This is a genomic window from Arthrobacter sp. Soil_N43, assembly GCF_057655195.1.
In genome coordinates this window covers 71,732-94,568 of the sequence record NZ_JBDGML010000104.1, presented here as the reverse complement: position 1 = coordinate 94,568, position 22,837 = coordinate 71,732, and the positions used below count along the sequence as shown (strand labels likewise).

Genomic DNA, 22,837 nt, shown 5'->3' with positions numbered 1-22,837 from the left:
GCTGGTGGGGCCGGCGGCGTTGATCGCGGCGGTGCGGGTCCGGTCGACCGCGGCGGCGGAGAGTAACTGCAGGTGCTCGGCCCGGCGCGAAATCTCCTCGGCCACCTCGGCGAAGTCCGCAGCCTCCCGGAACCCAGCCAGCGCCAGCTCCCCGGGCGCGGACTCCACCGCCGATTCCAACACCGCCAGGCAGTGCCGCAGATTAACAGAAGCACCGCCGTCGGACGAAAGAGTGTCCGCAACGGCGGTGCTGGAATTTTGGTCAGGAGTTGGAGCTCCCGACCGGGGGACGCTGCGAATCAGCCCGGTACGCGGGGCAGGCATTCCTGTCCGCCCCGCGGTGCCAGTTCTTCTGCGACCCCCAATGGCTTCCATAGGAATACTGTGCCAGAGGGGTTCGACAATTTATCGGCGCCAGCTTCGGGTGCCGCCTGGCCGCCGAATGGCTGAAACGCCGGAGTGCCGGGAAACGCGGCTAGGGCCTCTTGGCGTCCACGTTGGTCGCGGCGCCGGCCTCCGTGGCGCCACCTTCGCCGGACCAGTCCTGGCCAGTGGCATCATTCAGTGCAGGATCGGACTCCACGTCCGAAGTCCCGAGGTTTACGGTTTCCGGGTGCGTGCTGTGGGCCGGAACGTGCGCGCTGTCTGAAGTGCCGCCGTCGGACGCTGTGCTGACGCCCGAGGCTGTGACGCCCGAGGTCGTGGCGCCTGAGGCGGGGGTGTCGGACTTCGAGGAATCGCGGTGCATTGCCGAGCTGAGGACGGTCCCGGCCCGACGTGCAGCCTCGGAGAGCTGATCGGTCACTTCAGGCGCCTTTTCCTTGACCACTTCGGTGGCCGCGGTGACTTTGTCCTGGACGGGCTTGCTGTCCCAGATGCTGGTGGCGCGGGCCTTGAGTTTGTCGTACGCTGCCCGGCCGGACCTCGATCCGAGAACGTAGCCTGCAGCAATTCCGGCGCCGAAGAGAAGTTTGGATTTCATGATGAACTCCTGCTCTTGAGAGGGATAAGTACGATGTGGAAAATTCAGCTGGCAGAGACATCAGCTATGAAAACGGCCCCGGGCAAAAGTCCCGGGGCCGGTTTCCAACCGCGCTCCGGCTAGCGGACGCTGCGCCGGGTGATCAGGCCGTAGACGAGCAGGACGACGATCGCCCCGCCGATGGCCAGCAGCCAAGTGGACAGTGAGAAGAATTCGTTGATTCCCACACCGAAGAGTGCGCTGCCGATCCAGCCACCGAGAATTGCTCCGACAACGCCAAGCAGCAGCGTGATGAAAATGCCGCCGCCCTGTCGGCCGGGGAGGATCGCCTTAGCAATGGCTCCGGCAATGAGGCCCAGAATCAGAAATGCGAAAAAACCCATTTTTATCGTTCCTTCTTCTTCATAAAGGAGGCACCCGGTATGCCGGGTACGCTTCGTCCTTCTCCCTAATACTAAACATGCTTACTATTTTTCTGCCAGTTGGTTCCCGAAGAAACCTGCTTGACCCGGGCCGCGGCCGCGGTTCTCAGTGGCCCTGCACGTCGGAATTTACGCCGGCCTCCGGCCCTTCATCAAGCGTGTCGATGGCTGCCAGATCTTCCGCGTCCAGGGTGAACCCAAAGACGTCGATGTTCTCCTTCATCCGTTGCGGATTGGCCGACTTTGGGATGGCCACCAGGCCTTGTTGAACATGCCAGCGCAGCACCACCTGACTCTCTGTTTTGCCGTGTTTACTCGCGATTCGGCCCAGTACGGGAGCAGACAGCAGGCCCGAATGTGCGCCGAGCGGACTGTACGATTCAGTGACGATCCCGTGGTGCTCGTGATAGGCGCAATCCGCGGATCGCGTGACCGACGGGTTGAGCTGGATTTGGTTGACAGCGGGAACCACGTCCGTGGCCCACATGAGCTGTTCCAGGTGGGAGGGCGTAAAGTTCGACACGCCGATCGAACGGGCCTTGCCGTCGGCCTGCAGTCGTTCGAACGTCTTCCACGTGGAGATGAACTCCCCTCGCCGGGGGAGGGGCCAATGGATCAGCAGCAGATCCACGTAGTCCATCTTCAGGCGTTTCAGCGAGCCTTCGAGGCCGGCCACCGCCTTGTCATCGCCCTGGAACTCACCATCAAGTTTGGTGGTCACGAAGACCTCTTCGCGGCTCAGGCCGCTCTTGCGGATTCCGTCCCCGACCCCCGCTTCATTGCCGTATTTAACGGCGGTGTCGATATGCCGGTACCCGGCTTCAACAGCTTGGACGACGGCGTCCGCCACCTCGCGATCATCCAGCGGCCAAGTGCCAAGCCCGATCTGCGGTATGCGGTGGCCATCATTGAGCTGGATAAGCGGTGAGAGTGCCATGCCAAAAGTCTTTCCTATCAGCCGCCGTTTGCACAGGGCGTGTTGCCTTCCGTCTCCGCTTGTTAGGATGAGCGCGAGGTGGCAGATGGGGCTCCCAAGCAGGCGCCGCGCGCTGATGGATGCGGCCATAGCGATGGCTGCCTTTCTTGTGGCCGGAACCTGGCTCATGGCCGTCCCCGATGCCGAATCAGGACTTCTCCGCTACGCAGGGCTGGGTGCCGGAGCTGCCATCATGGGGACTGCGGGCTTCACGATTCTCCGGCGCAGGCCGCCGCTGATCACGCCGGCAGATCGCGTGACTCTGGTCCGCGCAGTCCTCGTGGCGTGCTGCGGAGCCATGGCTGTACCCCTATTTCTCGGCGTCAGTGTGCCTGATGTGCTTTTCATCGCCGTTGGCACCGTGGCGTTCTTGCTCGATGCGGTAGACGGAGCGGTGGCCCGGTACTTCGGCTGCGCTTCCCCTGCCGGGGCACGGCTGGATGTACAAACCGATGCAGCCCTGGTGCTTGTCTTATCCTGCGCAGCGGCAGGAAGCCATGGCCCGTGGGTCCTTGCCATTGGGCTGATGTGGTACCTGTTTACGGTCGCCGGCTGGCTCCGGCCAGCCCTGAGGGGAACGCTGACCGCGAGCAGACTGCGCAAGGCCATTGGCGCTTATCAGCCCTTTGCCTTTCTGCTGGCGCTGGCGCCCGGCACGCCGGAGGGAATCGGCATGGCGGCACTGACCCTGGCGTTGGTTTCACTGACGGCATCATTCGGCCGGGACATTGTGGAACTGGAGCGGAACCATATCCGGCACGGCGGGCACGGCCCTCTGGACTCCGTGGCGCGGCGCTGGTATCCCTTGGGTGTGACCCGGCAGGGGACAGGCACCTCAGCCCTGCCGGGAGGCTGGCATTCCCAACAAGCAAAGGATCCTGAACATGAGTGAAACGCCCGACGAATCCAGGCAGGACTCCCCGGAGGATCAGCAAGAGAACACTCCGCAGGGGTTTCCCTTCGACCCCGAACAGGACCCGCCGCAGGAGGAGCCCGCAGTTCCTCCGCAGGGCTCCCCGGGACCACCTACCGGACCTGACGGCCAGCCTGATGAGCCGGCCCTGGAGGATCCGCAGCGCCCGGCAGCTCCCTAGCGAACAGTCTCCGTCACCATGCATAGTCCTCGGGTGCCGTGAGGTATCCGGGGAAGATGCTGTCGAGGCGCTTGAGCGCATCTTCCCCGAGTGCCACGCCCAAGGACCGGATGGCGGCATCGAGTTGATCCTGCGTACGGGGGCCAACGATCGGGGCGGTCACAGCAGGCTGGTGCAGGAGCCACGCGAGGGCGACGTCCCCGGGCTCGTGGCCGAGTTCCTCTGCGAAATTCTCGTAGGCCTCCACCTGGTCGCGGTGCTTCTTCAGGGTTTCCAGCGCCCGCCCCGCAAGCCGCCGGACGCCGTCGCGCTCCTTCTTGAGTACCCCGCCCAGAAGGCCGCCGTGCAAGGGAGACCAGGGAATGATGCCGAGTCCGTAGTGTTCTGCGGCCGGAATGACTTCCAGCTCCACGTTCCGGGTGAGCAGATTGTAGAGGGACTGCTCGCTGACCAGTCCGGTGTAATTGCGCCGCACGGCGGACTCCTGTGCCTGGGCGATATGCCAACCTGCGAAGTTGCTGCTGCCGGAATACAGGATCTTGCCCTGCTGTACGGCCACCTCAACGGCCTGCCAGATTTCGTCCCAGGGCGTGTCCCGGTCAACGTGGTGGAACTGGTAAACGTCGATGTAGTCGGTCTGGAGTCGCTTCAGGCTGGCGTCGAGGGCCCTGCGGATATTGAGAGCCGAGAGCCGGGACTCGTTGGGGCGGTCGATCATGGTGCCGTAGACCTTGGTGGCCAGAACGGTGCGTTCGCGGCGGTCCCCGCCTGTGGCGAACCAGCGGCCGATGATTTCCTCGGTCCAGCCGCGCTGCCCCGCACCGCCGTAAACGTTGGCTGTGTCGAAGAAGTTGATTCCGTGATCCTGCGCGGAATCCATGATCGAGTGTGCTGCGGACTCATCGGTGTGCGGGCCGAAGTTCATGGTGCCGAGGCAAAGCCGGGACACTTTCAGGCCGGAGCGGCCAAGATGTGTGTACTGCATGGAAATGTCCTCGATGTGGCAGCCAGAAGCGGAGTCGGAGTCTTAGAGCTGGCTGTGTTCAGCGGTGGCGGGATCCGCGCCTACGCGGGAACCCGATTCAAGGGCATCGATGGACTGGACATCCGCGGCACTCAGTGAGATGGACGTGGCCGCGAGGTTTTCCCGCATCCGAGCCGGCGACGAGGACTTGGGAATCACGATCGTCCCGGCCGCGAGGTGCCAGGCCAGGATTATCTGCGCTGGAGTGGCACCCCGCTCACTGGCCAGCGTCGTGACGGCGCCGGCGTCGAGGTCCGCGCCTTGGCCCAGTGGGCTGTAGGCCTCGACGGCGATGCCGAGCGAGCGGCTCTTTTCGGCAACCCCCGCCTGCTGGAACGTGGGATGCAGTTCGATCTGGTTCACGGCGGGAACGACGCTGGCGCCCGCCAGCAGGACGTCCAGATGGTCCTCGAGGAAATTGGATACGCCGATGGCGCGGACCTCGCCTCTGCCGTAGACCTGTTCCAGCGCCTTCCACGCATCTGTGTAGAGTCCCTGCGAAGGCACCGGCCAATGGATCAGGTAGAGGTCCACGTAGTCGAGCCCCAAGGCTTTCCGGCTGTTTTGGAACGCCGCGTGCGCGTTGCCCTGCTCGCCGTTCCGCAGCTTGGTGGTGATGAACAGGTCTTCGCGGAGGAGGCCGGAGGCCGCGATGGCGGCTCCTACCCCGGCCTCGTTGCGGTACGCCGCAGCGGTGTCGATGTGACGATAGCCGGCCTCCAGGGCCTCTTCGACGAGTCGCTGGGTGTCTTCCGGCGGCACCTGGAAGACGCCGAACCCGAGTTGGGGGATGGTGACCCCGTTGTTGAGCGTGAGTTGCGGGACCTGTGACATGGCGGAACTCCTTGATGATGGATTTGAGAACGCGGGTGGCTGTGCTGCTGCCCAGACCGGGCATGGGATTCTGGCCATCCGCCCATTGGGTCCCGGCCGTTGCCTTCCTAGCCTTGGAGGAGAACTTCTTCGACCATCAAGGATGACATTCAACGATGAAACGCATCGCATTGCTCAGGGCACGCCAGGCACCGTCCGCTTCCACCGGAACCCACTGCCCGGCCTCCGGCCTGTGGGCCCCGGACCAGTCGCCCCAGGACGTGCACACCTTCTTTGAAGGCCAGGTGCTCCCCGCATACGGGGGAGCACCCACCGTTTGGCGGCGCCGGGCGGCTGACCAGGAATCATGACGCCCGTTGCGGGCCCTGCAGCAGCGCCCCGTCGGGACCCGGAATTGAGCTACCGGATTGAACTAATGGCTTGAACTAGGGCTGGGGCGCCGTCAGCGCTCCAGCCGGAAACCGAGCTTGATGGTGACCTGCCAGTCGGCAACCTGGCCGTTGTCGAGGTGGCCGCGGATCTCCTTGACCTCAAACCAGTCGAGGTTGCGCAGCGTCTTCGCGGCTTCGGCTATTCCGTTGCGGACGGCAGCGTCCACGCCTTCGGTCGAGGTTCCGACAATTTCAGAAATGCTGTAGGTGTGATTAGACAACTTCGCTCCTCGTGATCGGCATCGATACCCGGCCGCTGGCCGTTCCTGCAGAGTATCGGAAGGAGAGTCCCGGGACTAGGTTTTCGGGGATCAGGCTTCCAGGACGTAGCTTCTGAGGTCGTCCAGGGTCTGCTGCATGTGGGCGTCCATCGCACTCCGGGCACGCTGGGGGTCCCGCGCGGCCAACGCGTCGAAGATGTTCTGGTGATGGCCGATGGCATGCTCCTGGATCTGCGGAACCTTCGAGGTTTCGGTGCGGCGCTTCTCCAGTACGCGGTGCAGCGGTTCGAAGAGGACAGCCACGAAGACATTCTCCGAAGCCTGCAGGATTTGGTCGTGGAACGCGAGGTCTGCGGCAACGAAGCGGGGCAGGTCATTGGCCTGATGGGCTTCCCGCATGTCCTCCACGCACCCGCGGAGTGCCTCGAGCTCGGCATCGGTGATGCGCTGCGCCGCAAGTTCACAGGCGCCCGTTTCCAGCATCCTGCGCAGTTCAATGAGCTGGATGGCTGCTGCCGGACCGTTCTGTCCCTCGGACGCTGCCCGGAGCACCGCCTCCAGCGACGACCAGCGGTTGAGGGGGTTCACGAAGGTGCCTCGGCCGCGCTCTACGCTGAGGATGCGCTGGGCTTCGAGAGTCTTCATCGCCTCGCGGACCGTCATCCGGCTCACCTCGTGCCGTGCGCTCAGTTCCAGCTCGCCGGGCACGCTGGCGCCCGGCGGAAATTCGCCGGCAATAATGCGGTCAAGGAGTTCGTCGGCCACGACGCCCACCAGAGATTTCCGTGCCATTTTCCCCAATCAGCGCTCTCGCATATATGTCTGACAAGTCTACTTGCGCACCTGCTGTGCTATATGCCACACTAGCATTCAAACGACAGATGTCTGACATCTGATAGCAAGATCCGCAATAGTAATATCCGCAACATAGTTTCGACACAACGGAGTGCACAGTGCCCCTTGAAGCAGACACCCTGGCCGCCTATCCGGCGGAGCTTGAGATCCCGGCGCAGCAGGTGGCCACTGCGGTCGCGGCTTCCGCCGCGACGGCCCCGCGCGTGCTGGTGGTCCTCGACGACGACCCCACCGGAACGCAGTCGGTCTCCGATTTGCCTGTTCTCACCCGGTGGGCAGTTGAGGACTTCACCTGGGCTCTTCATCAGGGTAAAGCCGCTGTTTATGTGCTGACCAACACGCGGAGCCTGGACCCGGCCGAAGCTGCCGCCCGCAATGAGGAAATCGTCCGGAATGCCTTGGCTGCCGCCCGGAACGGTGACAGGGAAATCCACCTCAGCTTCGTCAGCCGCAGCGATTCGACGCTGCGCGGGCATTTCCCGCTCGAGCCCGACGTCATTGCCGCCACCGTGGCCGCCGAGAGCGGCGAGGCAACGGACGGCGTCGTCATTGTCCCGGCGTTCCCCGACGCCGGACGCGTCACCATCGGCGGCGTCCACTACATGCGCGGCACGGGAAGCGACGCCGGCCAGCTCACTCCTGTGGCGGAGACGGAATTCGCCAAAGATGCGACCTTCGGCTTCGTTAACTCCGAAATGGCCAAATACGTCGAGGAGAAGTCGCAGGGCCGCTTCGCCGCAGACTCCGTCATCGTGCTGGACCTCAACATCATCCGGGCCGGTGCCGCCACAGGCGATGCGGATGTTTCCGCAAAGGCCATCGCCGACGCGATCGAACCCGCCGCAGCCTCCACCCCCATCGTTGCGGATATCGTCACGGAGAACGACCTCCGTGCCCTTGCCCTCGGCCTGGAGGAAGCGGAACGCCGCGGAAAGAAGCTCCTTTACCGTGTTGGCCCGCCATTCGTCCGTGCCCGCATCGGGCAGGACATCCGGACCGAACTCAGCGGCGAAGAGGCCTATGCCGGGAACGTCCCGTCGGAGGCCGGCGGCCTGATCGTCGTGGGCTCCCACGTCGGCGTCACCACGCGGCAGCTGAAGGTTCTGACGGATCAGCACAGTGCGGCCCGCATTGTGGAGATCGACGTCGAAAAGCTGCTGGGCGAGGAGGCGGACGCCTACCTCGACCAGACGGTGGACACCGTGGTGGAGGCCCTTCACGGCGGTGACGTCATCGTGCACACCAGCCGCCTGCTGATCAAGACGGACGACCCCGCCGAGAGCCTGCGGATCGCCCGCACCGTGTCCGCAGCCGTCGTTGCGGTGGTAAACCGGACGCTCAAGACGTTCCCGCCGCGGTTCGTCATCGCCAAGGGCGGTATCACCTCCTCGGACGTGGCAGCCCATGGCCTGGAAATCCGGCACGCGATCGTCCGTGGCCCCATGCTGCCGGGCATTGTCAGCCTGTGGGAGCCGGTGGACGGCCCCGCCAAGGGCATCCCGTACATCGTGTTCGCCGGCAACGTGGGCGACGACGAGTCCCTGGCCCAGGTCACCCGCAAGCTCAGCAACACCTTCTGACAGCCGATGGTTGAGCGCCGGTGGTCGAGCCTCTCGAGACCCGGTCACCGGATTTCGACGGGCTCAATCGCCGGCCCGGCTCAACAGGCCGCACAGCCCTAGACACTTCAATGGAGAACACCATGCCCTCGAATTACACAGTCACCGTCCTTGGCCTCGGCGCCATGGGCCTGCCCATGGCCACGCGCCTTGCCACCCAGCTCACCGTCCACGGCTTCGACATTGCCGAACCGCGCCTCCGGCTTGCTGAGGATGCCGGCGTCCGCACGTTTGCCTCGGCCAGGGCGGCCGCAGAGGACACGGACGCCCTGCTGCTGGCCGTCCGCAACAGCGAACAGCTCAATGACGTCCTCTTCGGCGAGAACGGTGTGGCCAGTGTCCTGAAGCCGGGTGCCGTCGTCATCCTCACCAGCACCGTGGGAACGGAAGCCATTCCTGCCACCGTCGCGCGGCTGGCTGAGTACGGCGTTGCCCTCATTGATGCGCCGCTTTCCGGCGGTCCCAAGCGCGCCGGCGAAGGCGATCTGCTGATCGTGGTCGGCGCGGAACCCACGGCGCTGGCGTCCGCCCGGCCGGTCCTGGAATTGCTCGCCTCCACCCTGACCGTTGTGGGGGACAAGCCCGGCGATGGCCAGGCCCTGAAGACCGTGAACCAGCTGCTGTGCGGCATCCACATCGCCGCCGCCGCCGAGGCCATGGCACTTGCTGATGCCCTCGGCCTCGACCAGGCCAAGACCCTCGCCGCCCTCGAGGCCGGTGCCGCCGGATCCTTCATGCTGTCCAACCGCGGCCCGCGCATCCTCGAGGCCTACACCGAAGAAGGCGCCGAGGTGCTGAGCCGCCTGGACATTTTCGTCAAGGACATGGGAATCGTGGGCAAGGCCACCCGTGCAGCAGGCCTGGCCACGCCCGTTGCCGCCGCTGCCGAGCAGCTCTACCTGCTCGGCCAGGCGCACGGCCTCGCCGCGGCCGACGACTCCGCGGTGATCAAGGTCGTTGCCCCCGCCAAGCGCACGGCCGACTAACCCTCGGCGTTTGCATCCGGAACTCCGACGACGGCGGTCCCCCTCCGCCGTCGTCGGCCCGCCGACCATCGAAGTACCCGCGCCGCGCGCCAGCAGCAGTTGCCCCGAAGGAGAAACCAACCTTGAAAGCCGACCTGACCGTAAACATCCCGATGGAACGGGCGGCGCTCTGATGCGCGCCCAGCTCGATGAGCTCGTCGGATCCGCTCTTCGACAGAGTTCCGCGGTCCCTGCCTTCACCTGCTACGACTTCACCACGGCCCTGGCCGTCGTCGGTGCGGCGGAAGAGGCCGGCCGCGGCATCATCCTGCTGGTGGCGCCCAAGACAGCCGCCACCACCAACGGCCTCAGGCTTATCACCGCGCTCCGGGGACTGGCGGATGCCGCAGCCGTGCCGGTGGCCGTGCAACTGGACCACGCCTCCGACCTTGAGGTCATCACCGCCGCCGTCGCTGCCGGTGCCGACTCCGTCCTGGCCGACGGTTCGTCGCTGCCGTACGAGGACAACATCGCCCTGGTCCGCGAGGTGCGGGCCGCCCTCGACGCCCAGGGGAGTGCCGGCGTCGTCATTGAAGCGGAGCTAGGCGGGCTCGCCGGCGACGAAGACCGCGCCTTCGGAGCCGGTGTGGACAGCGCCGCTGCCGGACATGACTCGGCCGGCCTCACCGATTCGGCCCAGGTGGAGGACTTCGTAGCCCGGACGGGCGCCCAGCTGCTGGCCGTTGCCGTGGGCAATGTCCATGGGAAATACAAGGGCAAGCCTGAACTGCGCTGGGACGTGCTGCAGGACATCGCCGTGCGAACCCACATTCCGCTGGTTCTACACGGGGCGTCCGGCATTCCGGCTGAGGAACTGGCGAAGGCCCCGGCCATGAACGTCGGCAAGGTCAACTTCAATACCGAGCTGCGCACCGGTGTCCTGGCCATGCTGGAGGCGCAGACCGCCGCCCACCGGGCCGACGGCGAGAACCTTCAGGGCCTGCTGGTCCGCTGGAATGAGTCCGCCAAGGATTTCGCCACGTCGGCGCTGGCCATGCTGACGCGCTGACGTTCAGGAGGTTCTCCAGGAGCTATGGCACGGCACGGTGCTGCGGCTGCTGGCACCCCGGCCCGCTCCGGCGGACAATGGACCTGACAAGGACGTTCGCCAGTTCCGCGTTCGGTGAGGGGCGCAATGGAGGCTTCATCGCAGCGGCCAGGGCCCGGCGGCGGCACCGCCGCACCGGAGCGTGACCTGGCCATCGATCTGGCCCGGTTTATCTGCTTGGCGCTGGTGGTGGTGGGGCACTGCATGATGGCCAGCCCTGTGCTGCACCCGGACGGCACGGTCACCACCGAAAACACCTTGGCCGAACAAGACTGGTTTGAGCTGATTATCTGGATCTTCATGGTGATGCCGCTGTTCTTCGTGACCGGCGGCATCACCGGGTTGCAGTCGTGGCGCCGGATGCAGGCCCGCAGGCGCAGCGGCTACGAATTCGCCCAAACCCGGCTGTTGCGTCTCGTCCGGCCGGCAGCGGCGCTGCTGGCAGTGATGTTCGCGGCCCTGTGGGCCGCGCTGCTCCTTGGCGTTGATCCCCAAGTGGTGGAGCTGACGGCCAGCGGCGCCGGAATGCCGCTCTGGTTCCTGGCCGCATACCTCGCCGCGCAGCTGAACGTCCCCCTTCTGGCCAGGCTCCATCGGCGCGCGCCGTGGCTGACACTGGGCGCACTCGCGGCGCTGGTCATTGCGGTTGATTGTTTTCGGAGGGCCATGCCGCTCCTGGCCTACGTCAACATGCTCTTCTTGTGGTGCGCCGTGCAGCAGCTCGGCTTTTTCATGGCGGACGGTTTCCTCGCCCGCCGCAGCAGATCGTGGCTCGTGGGCCTGATTGCTGCCAGTAACCTGCTGCTGCTGATCGTCACCGGCCTTGGCCTGTACCGGGACAACATGCTGGTGAACCTGAATCCGCCCAATTTCTGCCTGCTGCTGCTTGGCGTTTCCCAGGCCGCCACTCTTCAGCTCTTCCGGCCGGCGCTGGACCGGATCGCCAGGATTCCCTGGTTCTGGACCACGGTGTCGGTCGTCGGCCGGCGCGCCATGACGGTCTATCTCTGGCATCTGCCCCTGCTCGCCGCCATGGCCGGGCTGCTCTTGCTCACTGACTTTCCCAAGCCGGCGTCCGCCACGGCCGCATGGTGGTGGTCGCGCCCGCTGGTGCTCCTTGGCGTCATTGCGCTGCTGCTGCCGGTCGTTGCCCTGTTCGGGCGGCTGGAGGAACGTCCGACGGCGGCCGCCCACTCGCGCGGGCGGCCGCCTGCCGCGGTGCTGACTGCCGCCGTCGTCGTCTTTATCCCGGTGGCGGACGCCGCGTTCAATGGCCTGACGCTGGCTCTCCTGGGCGGAGGCGCCGCCTGCTTCGCGCTCGCCGTGCTGCTTCTGGGCCGGGTGCCGGCCCGTGCAACGGAAGCATTGCCAGCCAGATCATTAAGTGCCAATGTCGAACCATGACGGAGAACACGGTATCCACCGAGGATCAATTCACACCGGATGTCAGCACCTTCCGGAACGATAAACTCCACCGCTACGAGCTGCACGTTGGGGGAAAGCTTGCGGTGCATATCCGGTTCCTGGACAAGCCCGGGCATGTCGACTTCATTCACACGGAAACGGCGGAGGAGTTTCAGGGCCAGGGGCTCGCCAACGTCCTCGTGCACTTTGCGCTGGACGACGTCGTGGCCGCGGGTAAGAGGATCATTCCGCACTGCCCCTTCACCGCGCGATACCTTCGCCAGCACGAGGTCTACACACAGTGCATTGACTGGCCGGAGGAGGCTGCGCCCACACTCCTCGGCACATAACCGTCCCGGCGCGCGCTTGGGAGGCGAAAAGCTCGGCCGCCGCTATGAAGCCCGGCCGGGCGTGCAGACTTGTGAGCCCCGCGACATTTCCGTACGATCGGTCTGGGCTATGCAGTTGGCTTGCGGACTTTCTCCTGGAGAATTCTTTGAACCACAAACTGCTGCGCGTCCCCGTCCGAGCGGACCTTGATCCCGGACGTGCCACCCTCGAAATCGGTGGCTGCGCGCCCCAGACGAATTTCCCCGCGCCCCTTCGCGTGCCATTCCGTGCCGAACGGCACACAGGATGAGCGGGGACGATCTTGCCCGCTACCTCGACGAGTCCGTCGATCCGGCTGAGGCAGTCGCAGCCATGTCGGAGTCGGCGCTTGCCGAGTTGGCCGACGCCCTCTATCGTCACCTGGACAGTCCCAGCCCCGCCTTCGGCGCCCACTCGTGGTACACGCAGGTCACGGATGAACTCAGGCTGAGGCGGTTGACCGGGGCCGGGCCTGATGCCGTAGAGCCCGAAGACCATGGCCCCGGCGGATCCTCCGGCCGTGAGGTGTCTGCCAGCTAGCTGTACTGCCCAGACCAGCTAGCCCGCCCGGTCCGCCGCGCGCTTTGTGGCCTGACTGGTGGCCTACGCCTTGTGGCCTACGATGGCGGCTGCTCCCGGCTGCGGCGCCACTGGGAGGCGTGCCAGAACAGCAGGCCCATGAAGCCCAGGAGTCCGGCAAACAGCAGGAAGGGCGCGAAGGTCATCCACATGTAGCCCACCGGCGTGGATTCCGGTGACCCAGGCACGCTAAGCAGTTCCTGGGCAATCGTGAAGGCCGCGAAGGCCGCCATGATCAGGCCTGCGGCAACCGCCCAGAGCGCCACGATGAACGGGTTGATGGACAGCCTGCCGTGCCCGGACGCCCCGCCGTCCGTCGTGCCCCATTGCCGCCTTCCGGGGCCGTAGGTGCCGGTGCCCGATACGCCGTCGGCAGGTTCGCGGCCGTAGCGGGCGGGGTTTCCGCGCGCGTCAATCTCCGTGAAGTTGATCGGGTCGGAGCCGGCGTCGGACATGTCCCCTGCTTCCCGCCGTGCCCGGGTTTTCCTCCGGTGCACAGGCCTGTTGAAACCTTGTTTTGGAACTCTACTCCGGAGGACTTCCGGCGGCCATGGCACCGGGATCCGGCCACCCCTTCTGCTCCGCCGCCGGCGTGCAACTCCCATGCCGGGGCATCCAGAACGGGCATTATGCGCCCTCGCCGAGCCCTCGGGAAAGTCAATGACGCCCCAGTTACCCAAAAAATCCGCGCCGTTTCGCGGTTTTAGGGAATTACATCATGAAAGTTTGACTAAAAGGGTGTCCTAAGTAAGGCTTGCCTTGCTCAACAGTGTTTTCCAGCCCGAGGATAGGACCACCGCCGTGACGTTGCTGCCCCCCGTTGATGAGTTGCCAGCGAACGAGATATGCGCCGACGAAGGAATTGCCGGCGACGCCGGCGCGGACAAGGCCCCCGTGGCCCACGCCTACCCCGATTTTGGGTCCCGCGTAGAACTTGCCTTGTCCGCCAGCAACCACCTCTTCAACGCCCGCAATGCCCCGCGATACGTGGCCCAGGTGCTCCAAGGGGTCAACGCCGTGGCCACCAAACTCGAGCGGAACACCCAGCCGTTCACCGGCATCGGACCCTCGGACATGGAGCGCCGCGTCCGGGAGGTCGACCTGGACCGGCCGCTGCCGGATACAGCAGCGGCGCTGGAGGAGCTCGAAGAGGTCTACCTCCGCGACGCCGTCTACTTTCACGATCCCAAATACGCCGCCCACTTGAACTGCCCGGTGGTCATTCCCGCGCTCGTGGGGGAGGCGGTCCTTTCGGCCGTGAACTCGTCCCTGGACACGTGGGACCAGAGCGCCGGGGGCACCATGATCGAGCGGCGCCTCATCGAATGGACCGCGGACCGCCTGCACCTCGGAGCCGCCGCGGACGGTGTGTTCACGTCCGGCGGAAGCCAGTCCAACTTCCAGGCCCTCCTGCTTGCGCGGAACCACGCCGTGGCGGCCCTGCGGCAGGATCCGGAGGCAGCAGGGCTCAGGCTCCCTGCCATGCTCGACAGGCTGCGCATCTTCACCTCGGAGGACAGCCACTTCAGCATCCGGAAGTCGGCCTCCATGCTCGGTCTGGGCTACGACGCCGTAGTTCCCGTGCGCTGCGAATCCGACCATCGCATGGACCCCGCCGCACTCGCCGGGGCGCTGGCTGATGCCAAAGACAGCGGCCTGGTACCGATGGCAGTCGTAGCCACCGCAGGCACCACCGACTTCGGCGCCGTGGACCCGCTTTCCGAAACCGCCGCGTTGGCCCGTGCCTACGGATCCTGGTTCCACGTTGATGCCGCGTACGGCGGAGGGCTCATGGTGTCGGGGCGTTACCGGCATCTCCTGACGGGCATTGACCTGGCGGATTCTGTCACTGTCGACTTCCACAAGACGTTCTTCCAGCCGGTCAGCTCAAGCGCACTGCTGGTCCGGGACGGCGCCATGCTCGGCCACGTGACCTACTACGCTGACTACCTGAACCCGGAAGCCGCTGCCCTTGCCGACATTCCCAACCAGGTGGACAAAAGCATCCAGACCACCCGGCGCTTCGATGCGCTCAAGCTCTGGCTGACGCTGCGGATCATGGGGGCGGACGCGGTCGGAGCGCTGTTCGATGAGGCGATCGACCTCGCCAAGAGGGTGGGCGCCGTGTTGGCGGCAGACCCGGACTTCGAACTCGCCGCGCCGCCCCAGCTCAGCACGCTCGTCTTCCGGTACAGGCCGCTGCTCGACGACGGCACGCGCCTTTCCGAGGACGGCGCGGACGCCCTGAACCCGGCCATCCGGGCCGCGGTCTTCGACTCTGGCGAAGCAGTGGTGGCCGGCACCAAGGTGGGCGGACGGCACTTCCTGAAGTTCACGCTCCTCAACGCCGAGGCCACGCTCGAGGACATCGTCGAGATTATCAGCCTGCTCCGCGGAACCGGTGCCGCACTGCTGACCCGGAAGGAGGCAGCAGCATGAGCATCCCCGCCTTTGACGCTTCCAGCGCGCCCCGCATTTACGACCTTGCCGGGATCGGCGTCGGCCCCTTCAACTTGGGGCTCGCCGCGCTGAGCGCCCCGGTTGAGGGACTCGACGCGGTGTTCCTGGAGCGCCGTGAATCATTCGACTGGCACCCCGGCATGATGCTGGAGCCAGCCCACCTGCAGGTGCCGTTCATGGCAGACCTCGTGACGCTCGCCGACCCCACCTCGCCCTATTCGTTCCTGAACTTCCTCAAACAGACCGGCCGGCTCTACCGCTTCTACATCCGGGAAAACTTCTACCCGCTGCGCGCCGAGTACAACCAGTACTGCCAGTGGGTGGCCGGCCAACTCGATTCGGTGCGGTTCGGCACGGAAGTCCGGGAGGTGACCTACGACGACGGCGTGTACACGCTTTCGGTGGACGGTACGGCCGGTCCGGAGGTACTTCGCGCGCGGCGGCTGGTGCTGGGCACCGGAACGTCGCCGTATGTGCCGGCGGCCTGCGACGGAATAGTCGACGCAGCGGCCAACGACAGAGGGGGACTTGTCCTCCACAACGCCGATTACCTGTCGAGGAAGAGCGAGCTGCAGAAGCAGCGGAGCATCACCATCGTGGGCAGCGGCCAGAGCGCGGCGGAAATCTACTGCGAACTGCTGCAGGAGATCGACGTCCACGGGTACCAGTTGAACTGGGTGACCCGCTCGGGCCGGTTCTTCCCGCTGGAGTACACCAAACTCACCCTGGAAATGACGTCCCCGGAGTACGTGGACTACTTCCACGGGCTCCCGCAGGAGCAGCGCGACGGCCTCATCAAGAGCCAGAAGAACCTGTACAAGGGCATCAATTCCGAGCTCATCGACGCCATCTACGATCTCCTGTACACCAAGAGCCTCTCCGGCATGGTGGATACGCAGCTGTTCACCCACTCTGCGCTGACCGGCGCGTCATGGGACGCGGCCTCGGGTTCGCACACGCTGCGGCTGCGGCACGAGGAGCAGGGCGCCGACTACACGCTGGACACGGAGGCGGTAGTCCTTGCCACCGGCTACAGCTACCAGGAACCGCGGTTCCTGGCCGGCGTGCAGGACCGCATCGCACGCGACAGCAGCGGCAGGTTCGCCGTCGAGCGCAACTACAGCACCGGCATCGAACCCGGTGAGATCTTCGTCCAGAACGCCGAACTCCACACCCACGGCTTCGTCACGCCGGACCTCGGCATGGCTGCCTACCGCAACTCGTGCATCCTGCGCGAGATCTGCGGCCGCGAGGTCTATCCCGTGGAGCGCAGCATCGCCTTCCAGCAGTTCGGGGCGCCACAGGCCTTTTCCCCATCCGACCCTATTCAACACCTACCCGAGCAGATGGAGTTTCCCATGCCACAGTCCCACGTTCCCGCAACCACCCAGATCGGGGAGGCATCATGAGCGCGGCAGAAACCATCGATCTGCACGTTTTGGCCGACTCGGCACACGTTGACGCGGTCCTTCGCTGCTGGGTGCGGGAACGCGGGGTGACGGTCGACGGTGACGGCATCTTCACGGCGGTGCCTGGCACTTCGATGAACGTGAGCGCCCGCTGCACCCACTTCTCCAGGACTGGCTTGCACAACTTCAGCGACGTCGCGGTGGTGCACCCGGACAGGACGCGGCATGACGTGGGCGCCGAAGAACTGCTGTCCCTTCTGACAGCAGGGGCAGACGAGCAGGAACGCTCCCTCCTGCTGCGCCGGACGCGGGAATCGATTCGCAACGTCAGCACCTTCGCTGCCCGGGAAAGGAACGCTTCGCTGGACAGGCCGCTGTTCCTGGACGGTGAACGGTCACTCCTCCTGGGCCACCTGCAGCACCCTGCCCCAAAGAGCAGGGACGAGCTCGGCGCAGACGAACTCGAGGCATACTCGCCGGAGCTCGGCGGACGTTTCCAGCTGCACTGGTTCGAGGCCCACCGTTCGGTGGTTGCACAGGACCAGGCCGCCGGTGCCCCTTCCCTCGGGGGCAAGGACGTGCACGAACTGCTCGCCGCGATTGCCGGGTACAGCCCTGCGCCCGGCCACGTGCTGATCCCGGCACACCCCTGGCAGGCGGCGGCCGTGCAGCAGCGCGGGGCCGTCCGGGAGCTGATGGCCGCCGGGCTGCTCCGGCCGCTGGGTCCCCTGGGCGATGAATGGTGGGCCACCTCAAGCCTGCGCACGCTCTTCCATCCTGGCCATGCAGTGATGCTGAAGCTGTCCACGGGACTGAAAATCACCAACTCCGTCAGGGAGGCGACCGCCACCGAACTCAAGCGGGGCGTCGAAGTAGACCGGCTGATTGGTGCCGGTTACATCACCCATAGCGACCCGGGCTTCACCATCGTGAGGGATCCGGCGTGGGCGGCCGTCGTTGACCCCTCGGATGCCACGGGCGGAACCCTGACCGGGCTGGACGTCTCGCTCCGGGAGGTCCCGGACGGCGTGGACCGGATGGTGTGCCTGGCAGGCCTCATTGCGCCCTCGGCTCCCTCCGGTCCGGATGCGTGGGGCCCGAGCCTCCTGGCCCGGTGGTGCACCGACCCCGTGGCGTGGCTTGGCACTTATGTGGACCGCGTCCTCGTGCCGATGCTGGGCCTGTACGCAAGCACCGGCATCGGACTTGAAGGCCACCAGCAGAACACCCTGGTGCGCCTGGACGCTGACGGCGCAATCACCGGCGGCGCCTACCGCGACAACCAGGGCTACTATCTGGCCGCCTCCCGCCTGGCCGACGTGCTGGCCTGCACCGGGGAACAGGGCAGCACCCTGGCGGTCGTCGAGGACGGCATCGTCGACGACCGGCTGACCTACTACCTCCTGCACAACCAGGTGCTCTCCCTGGTCGGATCGATGGCGGCCGAAGGAATGGCGGATGAGGAACTTCTGCTTGCGGTAGTCCGCGAGCGGCTGCAGGCGGCACTCCCGGCCCTGGCCGAGGAGGGCCCAGCCGGGGTACGGCTGGTGAACCGCTGGTTGAACGCCCCGACCCTGCCGTGCAAGGCACACCTGGCCACGCGGCTGGCCGGAATCGACGAGGTGGTGGCGCCCCTGGACGCCCAGTCCGTGTACCTGGACGTTCCCAACCCGCTGGTGGTCCGCGCATGACGGGCTTGAACTGGAACCGGAACCTGTTGCTTGAGGACCACGTCCTGCGCCCGGCCACGCCGGCTGATGCGGAAGGCCTGGCAACCCTCATGGCCGAGCCCGACGTCGAGCAGTGGTGGCACCAGGCATGGCCGGCGGACAGATGGGCGGAGTATGTTGGCGGCCTGCTCCGGAATCCCGACACACTGGCGCTAACGCTTGCCGCAGGAGACCGCGTGACGGGCTATGTGGAGGTCTACCGGGTGGCGGCCGATGTCCTCGGCCGGCATATCGCACACACCCAGACCGACCTGGGGATGCACCTCGCCCTAGGAGAACTGTCGAGGGGCCGCGGCCTGGGCGCACGCGTGATCCGCGGCGTCCTGGAAAGCGCCCCGGAGGTCCTGGCTGGCTGCGGTCGTCTCGTGGCGGAGCCGGACTTCCTGAACCAACGGTCCCACCGCGCCTTCGGCGATGCCGGCTTCCAGGCCGTTGGCACCGTGCAGTTGCCAGACAAGACCGCCTTGCTCATGGCGGCCGAGCCCGCCCCGCTTCCGCGGGACACGGAGTCCTCCCAGGACGCGAACGAAGCCTGCCGTGAAGGAGCCCAGCTGTGACCCATCTGCCATCCGCAAGGCTCCTCGCAAAACTGATCGGAGCTCTGCTCTCCGAGGGACTGCTCAGCGCCGAAGCAGCGAGCGCTGCACAAACGGGCACCGAATCAGTGGGCGCGGGGTCCACGGAGCCTCTGCGTCTCCATCTCGAAGGTTCGTCCTACCTTTTCCAGGCCAGGCGGACCGGCTTCGGCTCCTACGTCGTTGATCCGGAATCGGTCCGCCGGGTCAGCCGTGGCGTGCTGGGCGATGACGAGAGCGAACCGGCGGATGATCCGGGGCAGCTCGTCGTGGATGCAGCCAGCGCGCTCGGACTGACCGGGACCACCGTGGCCAACTACATCGCCGAGCTTTCCGCGACGCTCGCCGCCGATGCGCAGCTGGCAGCGAAGGGGATCTCCGCGAAGGAGCTGGTACGCCTGCCACATACCCAGATGGAAGGACAGCTGACCGGCCATCCCCTGCTGGTGGCCAACAAGGGAAGGCTCGGCTTCTCGGCGTCCGACTGCGCACAGTACGCCCCGGAAGCCGGCAGGCCGCTGCGTCCGGTGTGGCTTGCAGTGTCGCGCCGGCTGGCCGAGTTCCGGTCCGTTCCGTCCATGTCCGAGCGGGACCTGATCGACCGCGAACTGGATCCCGCAACGCAGGCTCGATTCAACGCCGTCCTGCGCGAAGCCGGGGCCGACCCGTCCGGCTATGTGCTGCTCCCTGCGCACCCCTGGCAGGTGGATCACGTGGTCCGGCAGCTGTGGTCCGGCAGCCTGCTGTCCGGGCAGATTATTGTCCTGGGGGAACAGGAGGACCAATACCTGCCCACGCAGTCGATCCGCACCCTGGTGAACATTGACGAGCCGACCAAACTGCAGATGAAGTTGCCGCTGAAAATTCTGAATACCTCGGTGTACCGGGGCATTCCCAGGCATTGCTCGTTGGCTGCTCCGATGACCACGCACTGGGTTCGGTCCATCTGGGATGCCGACCCGTACCTTGGCCGCCACACCGTGCTGCTGGGTGAAGTAGCCTCCGTAACGGTCCGGCATCCCCACCTCGCGGACTACCCCGGTGTGCCTTATCAATGGGACGAGACGCTGGGCTGCATCTGGCGTGAGCCCGTGGACCCCTCTCTGGCGGAGGGTGAGACGGTATGGCCCCTGGCAATGGTGCTGCACGAGGACCCGTCGGGCGACACGGCAATCGAGGCCCTGGCCGAACTCTCCGGCCGGGAGTTGGCGGACTGGCTTGGGGCCTTGGTGTCGGTGACCGTTCGGCCGTTGCTCCACCTGCTGCACACCTACGGGGTGAGCGTGAACCCGCACGGCGAGAACCTCATGCTCATTTGTGATGCCGAGGGGATGCCGAGCAGGCTCGTCATCAAGGACCTCGTCGACGACGTATGCGTGAGCACGGACCCTGTTCCGGCGCGTTCCTGGGAACCTGACGGCCACGTCCGTGTCCTGCCCCGCAAACCGTGGCACGTGCTCCGCCAGTACATTGTTGACGCGCTGTTCCTGGGCGTCTGGGGTCCCCTCGGTGAGTTGCTGGATGCCCGCGGCCTGCCGGTGACGTCGGCGGACCTGTGGAACCTGACCCGTGGGGTCATCACGGAGTACGCCGACTCCCACCCGGGACAGGCTGCCCGGCTGGAAGCCACCGGTTTCCTGGGACGGGAGTTCGGACGCTACCCGCTCAACGGCTATCGCCTGCGCCTGGGCTACACCGACCTCGATACACGGCCGCCCGTTCCGAAGGCAGGAACCATGCCGAACCCGATGTACCGGCCCTGACCTGCGTGTTCCCCTGTGACGGCACGCCCTTCCCGGCCCGGCGCGTCCCGGGAAGGGCGGCGCTAAGCTAGCGTCATGACGACAGCCCTCATCACCGGTGCCACTGCGGGGCTCGGCGCGGAATTCGCGCGCCAGCTGGCGGAACAGGGCCACGACGTGGTCCTCGTGGCCCGCGACGAGCAGCGCCTCAAGGCGACCGCGGCGGACCTCGAGCGGCGGTACGGCACCACGGCTGAGGTGCTGCCCGCCGACCTGACGGACGACGCCGGAGTGGCCGCCGTCGTCGCCCGTCTTTCCGATGCCGCGCGTCCCGTGGAGGTGCTGGTGAACAACGCAGGAATGGGGCTGCTCGAGGACTTCGACCGGAACAGCATCGAGGATGAGAAAAGCCATCTGAAGCTGCATGTCCAAACAGCCATGGAGCTCAGCCACGCTGCCTTGCAGGGGATGCTCGCGCGCGGTTCGGGCCGCATCATCAACGTGGCCAGCGTGGCGGCGTTCCTTCCCCGCGGTTCCTATTCGGCGGCGAAGGCGTGGCTGCTCAGTTTCAGCCGCTGGGCCAACCTGGCGTACTCGCCGCGGGGAGTGAAGGTCACGGCGGTCTGCCCGGGCTTCGTCCACACTGAGTTCCACGACAGGATGGGAATGGACAAGTCCGTCGCCCCCGGCTGGACCTGGTTGCGCGCGGGACGGGTGGTCCGGGAAGGCCTGGCCGACAACGCCCGGGGCAAGGCCGTGTCCGTTCCCACAAAGCGCTACAAAGTGCTGGCCGCCGCCGCGCGGATCCTGCCGGACCGGATCACAGCAGGCCCGCCGAGGAAGGCGAAGGAACCGGTGGAGGACTCCGGCGCGAACGGATAAACACCACCACAAGAATGCCGGTCACTGCCCCCACGGCTGTTTCGACGCCGCGTTCGGTAATGAGCACGTACGGGTCGGCCGGCGCCGCCAGCTGGGTCATCAGGAGAATGACCGGCGTGAAGGAAACCATCGCCAGCCCGTAGTGCCGCGCCATGAACAGCTCAGTGGTGAACTGGAAGACTATGACCAGGACGGCGAGGACGGCCGCTTCGGCCCCCGGGAAGTGGGGGAGCAGGGCCCAGGGGCCCGGCAGAAGCACGACGGCGACAATCACCAGCCCCAACAGCGTTCCGATGATGCGGTGGATGCCGCGGTGGACGCTGCTGGGCAGGTCCGCGCCGGCGAGCGGAACAGCTGCGGCCGCCATCGCCCAGTGCGGGTGGCCGCTGCCGGTCATGACGCCGACGGCACCCGCGGCGCCCACCGCGGCTGTGTAGCGCGCGGCGTGCACGAGGGCCCGCTGCCGGAACCGCCCCCCCGCAGCCTGGCGGCATTCCGCGTTGCACCGGGGTCCCATGCCCGGCCCCGGATCCAGCCGCCGAAACCCACGAAAAGCGAGAAACCGGCCGATGCGGCCGCAATGAGCAGGGCAACGTACCAGGGAACAGCCGTGGGTACGGAAGCGCAGGCGCCCAGGGCGAGGATGCCGAAAAAGGGGCCGTTGGGCTTGAGCCTCACCCTGTCCGAGTACACGGACCCAACACCTGCGAGGATTGCTTCCACGCCCACGAGCCACCAGGAATGCAGGTGGTTAACAGACAGGAAGACGCCCACCGCCACGCCGGACAGCAGCACGAGTGCCGCCTGCAGCTGATGCCTGAGCCGGAGCTGGTGGGGCTCATTCCGCCCGTACATGCCGGTGAGGGCGCCAAAGACAGCGTAGGTGATCAGGTCCGGCCGGCCGCCGAGTAAAAGGAGCAGCGACGGAACCGCCACGCTGATGGCCACCCGCAACGCGGAAACGTGGTCATTGTTCGCGGGTCCCAGGCTGTGGAGCTGCCGGAAGTGGCTCAGGACGGGCCGCACGGCAACTCCTCCAACCGATCAGGCTGGCCGTCCCGCGGGGCGGCACTTGCAAAGGGACATTCCTATAGAAACTAGCACCGCCGGGACAGCACCCGGGATTCCTGTTACCCGCGGGCATGGCAAAGGCCTG

General features: G+C 66.1%; 23 protein-coding genes and 1 pseudogene. 15 read left to right on the top strand and 9 right to left on the bottom strand.

Features of this window, described 5'->3' with window-relative positions:
- Window positions 1-475: 475 nt before the first annotated feature.
- From AC3A3W_RS14465 to AC3A3W_RS14455, 3 genes are all read right to left on the bottom strand, one after another.
- Complete coding sequence (locus AC3A3W_RS14465; RefSeq protein WP_487443723.1) at window positions 476-982, bottom strand: hypothetical protein; 507 nt, start codon at window positions 980-982, stop codon at window positions 476-478.
- A 119-nt stretch (window positions 983-1,101) separates the two neighbouring features.
- Window positions 1,102-1,365, bottom strand: coding sequence for a GlsB/YeaQ/YmgE family stress response membrane protein (locus AC3A3W_RS14460; protein ID WP_487443722.1), 264 nt, complete (start codon window positions 1,363-1,365; stop codon window positions 1,102-1,104).
- Window positions 1,366-1,510: 145 nt separating this feature from the next.
- Entirely contained in the window at window positions 1,511-2,341 is an 831-nt protein-coding gene (locus AC3A3W_RS14455; RefSeq protein ID WP_487443721.1) for an aldo/keto reductase, read from the bottom strand.
- Between the two features lie 133 nt (window positions 2,342-2,474).
- Here AC3A3W_RS14455 and AC3A3W_RS14450 point away from each other — a divergent pair, with 133 nt between their 5' ends.
- Together AC3A3W_RS14450 and AC3A3W_RS14445 are read left to right on the top strand one after the other, a co-directional pair.
- Complete coding sequence (locus tag AC3A3W_RS14450) at window positions 2,475-3,272, top strand: CDP-alcohol phosphatidyltransferase family protein (RefSeq protein WP_487443720.1); 798 nt, start codon at window positions 2,475-2,477, stop codon at window positions 3,270-3,272.
- On the top strand, window positions 3,265-3,474 hold the full coding sequence (locus AC3A3W_RS14445) for a hypothetical protein (RefSeq protein WP_487443719.1): 210 nt from the start codon (window positions 3,265-3,267) through the stop codon (window positions 3,472-3,474). Before AC3A3W_RS14450 ends, AC3A3W_RS14445 begins: the two co-directional genes overlap by 8 nt.
- Window positions 3,475-3,487: 13 nt before the next feature.
- Here the strand turns inward: AC3A3W_RS14445 and AC3A3W_RS14440 are convergent, their stop codons facing one another.
- Both AC3A3W_RS14440 and AC3A3W_RS14435 read right to left on the bottom strand, forming a co-directional pair.
- Window positions 3,488-4,459, bottom strand: a complete 972-nt coding sequence (locus tag AC3A3W_RS14440; protein ID WP_487443718.1) for an aldo/keto reductase — start codon at window positions 4,457-4,459, stop codon at window positions 3,488-3,490.
- Window positions 4,460-4,501: 42 nt separating this feature from the next.
- Window positions 4,502-5,332 (bottom strand): aldo/keto reductase, encoded by an 831-nt coding sequence (locus AC3A3W_RS14435; protein WP_487443717.1) that lies wholly within the window; start codon window positions 5,330-5,332, stop codon window positions 4,502-4,504.
- Window positions 5,333-5,487: 155 nt separating this feature from the next.
- Here AC3A3W_RS14435 and AC3A3W_RS14430 point away from each other — a divergent pair, with 155 nt between their 5' ends.
- Entirely contained in the window at window positions 5,488-5,682 is a 195-nt protein-coding gene (locus AC3A3W_RS14430) for a hypothetical protein (protein ID WP_487443716.1), read from the top strand.
- Between the two features lie 92 nt (window positions 5,683-5,774).
- Here AC3A3W_RS14430 and AC3A3W_RS14425 read toward each other — a convergent pair whose 3' ends face one another.
- Both AC3A3W_RS14425 and AC3A3W_RS14420 read right to left on the bottom strand, forming a co-directional pair.
- Window positions 5,775-5,984, bottom strand: a complete 210-nt coding sequence (locus AC3A3W_RS14425) for a dodecin (protein ID WP_078029066.1) — start codon at window positions 5,982-5,984, stop codon at window positions 5,775-5,777.
- Between the two features lie 90 nt (window positions 5,985-6,074).
- On the bottom strand, window positions 6,075-6,776 hold the full coding sequence (locus tag AC3A3W_RS14420) for a FadR/GntR family transcriptional regulator (RefSeq protein WP_487443715.1): 702 nt from the start codon (window positions 6,774-6,776) through the stop codon (window positions 6,075-6,077).
- Between the two features lie 161 nt (window positions 6,777-6,937).
- Between AC3A3W_RS14420 and AC3A3W_RS14415 the strand changes: the two genes are divergently transcribed.
- The 6 genes from AC3A3W_RS14415 (at window position 6,938) to AC3A3W_RS14390 (ending at window position 12,844) form a co-directional block, all read left to right on the top strand.
- Complete coding sequence (locus AC3A3W_RS14415) at window positions 6,938-8,419, top strand: four-carbon acid sugar kinase family protein (RefSeq protein ID WP_487443714.1); 1,482 nt, start codon at window positions 6,938-6,940, stop codon at window positions 8,417-8,419.
- Between the two features lie 122 nt (window positions 8,420-8,541).
- The gene (locus AC3A3W_RS14410) at window positions 8,542-9,444 is read left to right on the top strand and encodes an NAD(P)-dependent oxidoreductase (RefSeq protein WP_487443713.1); all 903 of its coding nucleotides are present in this window, start codon (window positions 8,542-8,544) and stop codon (window positions 9,442-9,444) included.
- A 172-nt stretch (window positions 9,445-9,616) separates the two neighbouring features.
- Window positions 9,617-10,492, top strand: coding sequence for a class II fructose-bisphosphate aldolase (locus AC3A3W_RS14405; protein WP_487443712.1), 876 nt, complete (start codon window positions 9,617-9,619; stop codon window positions 10,490-10,492).
- Between the two features lie 126 nt (window positions 10,493-10,618).
- On the top strand, window positions 10,619-11,935 hold the full coding sequence (locus AC3A3W_RS14400; protein ID WP_487443711.1) for an acyltransferase family protein: 1,317 nt from the start codon (window positions 10,619-10,621) through the stop codon (window positions 11,933-11,935).
- Entirely contained in the window at window positions 11,932-12,285 is a 354-nt protein-coding gene (locus tag AC3A3W_RS14395) for a GNAT family N-acetyltransferase (protein ID WP_487443710.1), read from the top strand. The genes AC3A3W_RS14400 and AC3A3W_RS14395 overlap by 4 nt, the downstream gene beginning before the upstream one ends.
- Window positions 12,286-12,571: 286 nt before the next feature.
- Window positions 12,572-12,844 carry a hypothetical protein gene (locus tag AC3A3W_RS14390; protein ID WP_487443709.1) on the top strand — a complete coding sequence of 91 codons (273 nt, stop codon included), beginning with the start codon at window positions 12,572-12,574 and terminating at the stop codon, window positions 12,842-12,844.
- A 77-nt stretch (window positions 12,845-12,921) separates the two neighbouring features.
- On the opposite strand, the gene AC3A3W_RS14385 is transcribed toward AC3A3W_RS14390, so the two are convergent.
- On the bottom strand, window positions 12,922-13,338 hold the full coding sequence (locus AC3A3W_RS14385; protein ID WP_487443708.1) for a hypothetical protein: 417 nt from the start codon (window positions 13,336-13,338) through the stop codon (window positions 12,922-12,924).
- Window positions 13,339-13,777: 439 nt separating this feature from the next.
- On the opposite strand from AC3A3W_RS14385, the gene AC3A3W_RS14380 reads away from it, so the two are divergent.
- The 6 genes from AC3A3W_RS14380 (at window position 13,778) to AC3A3W_RS14355 (ending at window position 21,681) form a co-directional block, all read left to right on the top strand.
- Window positions 13,778-15,322, top strand: a complete 1,545-nt coding sequence (locus AC3A3W_RS14380) for a pyridoxal phosphate-dependent decarboxylase family protein (RefSeq protein ID WP_487443725.1) — start codon at window positions 13,778-13,780, stop codon at window positions 15,320-15,322.
- On the top strand, window positions 15,319-16,752 hold the full coding sequence (locus tag AC3A3W_RS14375; RefSeq protein WP_487443707.1) for a lysine N(6)-hydroxylase/L-ornithine N(5)-oxygenase family protein: 1,434 nt from the start codon (window positions 15,319-15,321) through the stop codon (window positions 16,750-16,752). The genes AC3A3W_RS14380 and AC3A3W_RS14375 overlap by 4 nt, the downstream gene beginning before the upstream one ends.
- Window positions 16,749-18,443 (top strand): IucA/IucC family protein, encoded by a 1,695-nt coding sequence (locus AC3A3W_RS14370; protein ID WP_487443706.1) that lies wholly within the window; start codon window positions 16,749-16,751, stop codon window positions 18,441-18,443. Before AC3A3W_RS14375 ends, AC3A3W_RS14370 begins: the two co-directional genes overlap by 4 nt.
- Window positions 18,440-19,039 carry a GNAT family N-acetyltransferase gene (locus AC3A3W_RS14365; RefSeq protein WP_487443705.1) on the top strand — a complete coding sequence of 200 codons (600 nt, stop codon included), beginning with the start codon at window positions 18,440-18,442 and terminating at the stop codon, window positions 19,037-19,039. Before AC3A3W_RS14370 ends, AC3A3W_RS14365 begins: the two co-directional genes overlap by 4 nt.
- Window positions 19,036-20,820, top strand: coding sequence for an IucA/IucC family protein (locus AC3A3W_RS14360; RefSeq protein ID WP_487443704.1), 1,785 nt, complete (start codon window positions 19,036-19,038; stop codon window positions 20,818-20,820). Before AC3A3W_RS14365 ends, AC3A3W_RS14360 begins: the two co-directional genes overlap by 4 nt.
- Window positions 20,821-20,895: 75 nt before the next feature.
- Window positions 20,896-21,681, top strand: a complete 786-nt coding sequence (locus AC3A3W_RS14355; protein ID WP_487443703.1) for an SDR family NAD(P)-dependent oxidoreductase — start codon at window positions 20,896-20,898, stop codon at window positions 21,679-21,681.
- On the opposite strand, the pseudogene AC3A3W_RS14350 reads toward AC3A3W_RS14355, so the two are convergent.
- Window positions 21,620-22,707, bottom strand: a pseudogene (locus AC3A3W_RS14350) (FUSC family protein). The gene AC3A3W_RS14355 and the pseudogene AC3A3W_RS14350 sit on opposite strands and share 62 nt — an antisense overlap.
- Window positions 22,708-22,837 lie beyond the last annotated feature (130 nt).

Coding starts and splice junctions, on each gene's coding strand:
- AC3A3W_RS14465 (WP_487443723.1), bottom strand. CDS start 982: ATGAAATCCAAACTTCTCTTCGGCGCCGGAATTGCTGCAGGCTACGTT.
- AC3A3W_RS14460 (WP_487443722.1), bottom strand. CDS start 1,365: ATGGGTTTTTTCGCATTTCTGATTCTGGGCCTCATTGCCGGAGCCATT.
- AC3A3W_RS14455 (WP_487443721.1), bottom strand. CDS start 2,341: ATGGCACTCTCACCGCTTATCCAGCTCAATGATGGCCACCGCATACCG.
- AC3A3W_RS14450 (WP_487443720.1), top strand. CDS start 2,475: ATGGCTGCCTTTCTTGTGGCCGGAACCTGGCTCATGGCCGTCCCCGAT.
- AC3A3W_RS14445 (WP_487443719.1), top strand. CDS start 3,265: ATGAGTGAAACGCCCGACGAATCCAGGCAGGACTCCCCGGAGGATCAG.
- AC3A3W_RS14440 (WP_487443718.1), bottom strand. CDS start 4,459: ATGCAGTACACACATCTTGGCCGCTCCGGCCTGAAAGTGTCCCGGCTT.
- AC3A3W_RS14435 (WP_487443717.1), bottom strand. CDS start 5,332: ATGTCACAGGTCCCGCAACTCACGCTCAACAACGGGGTCACCATCCCC.
- AC3A3W_RS14430 (WP_487443716.1), top strand. CDS start 5,488: ATGAAACGCATCGCATTGCTCAGGGCACGCCAGGCACCGTCCGCTTCC.
- AC3A3W_RS14420 (WP_487443715.1), bottom strand. CDS start 6,776: ATGGCACGGAAATCTCTGGTGGGCGTCGTGGCCGACGAACTCCTTGAC.
- AC3A3W_RS14410 (WP_487443713.1), top strand. CDS start 8,542: ATGCCCTCGAATTACACAGTCACCGTCCTTGGCCTCGGCGCCATGGGC.
- AC3A3W_RS14405 (WP_487443712.1), top strand. CDS start 9,617: ATGCGCGCCCAGCTCGATGAGCTCGTCGGATCCGCTCTTCGACAGAGT.
- AC3A3W_RS14400 (WP_487443711.1), top strand. CDS start 10,619: ATGGAGGCTTCATCGCAGCGGCCAGGGCCCGGCGGCGGCACCGCCGCA.
- AC3A3W_RS14395 (WP_487443710.1), top strand. CDS start 11,932: ATGACGGAGAACACGGTATCCACCGAGGATCAATTCACACCGGATGTC.
- AC3A3W_RS14390 (WP_487443709.1), top strand. CDS start 12,572: ATGAGCGGGGACGATCTTGCCCGCTACCTCGACGAGTCCGTCGATCCG.
- AC3A3W_RS14385 (WP_487443708.1), bottom strand. CDS start 13,338: ATGTCCGACGCCGGCTCCGACCCGATCAACTTCACGGAGATTGACGCG.
- AC3A3W_RS14375 (WP_487443707.1), top strand. CDS start 15,319: ATGAGCATCCCCGCCTTTGACGCTTCCAGCGCGCCCCGCATTTACGAC.
- AC3A3W_RS14370 (WP_487443706.1), top strand. CDS start 16,749: ATGAGCGCGGCAGAAACCATCGATCTGCACGTTTTGGCCGACTCGGCA.
- AC3A3W_RS14365 (WP_487443705.1), top strand. CDS start 18,440: ATGACGGGCTTGAACTGGAACCGGAACCTGTTGCTTGAGGACCACGTC.
- AC3A3W_RS14355 (WP_487443703.1), top strand. CDS start 20,896: ATGACGACAGCCCTCATCACCGGTGCCACTGCGGGGCTCGGCGCGGAA.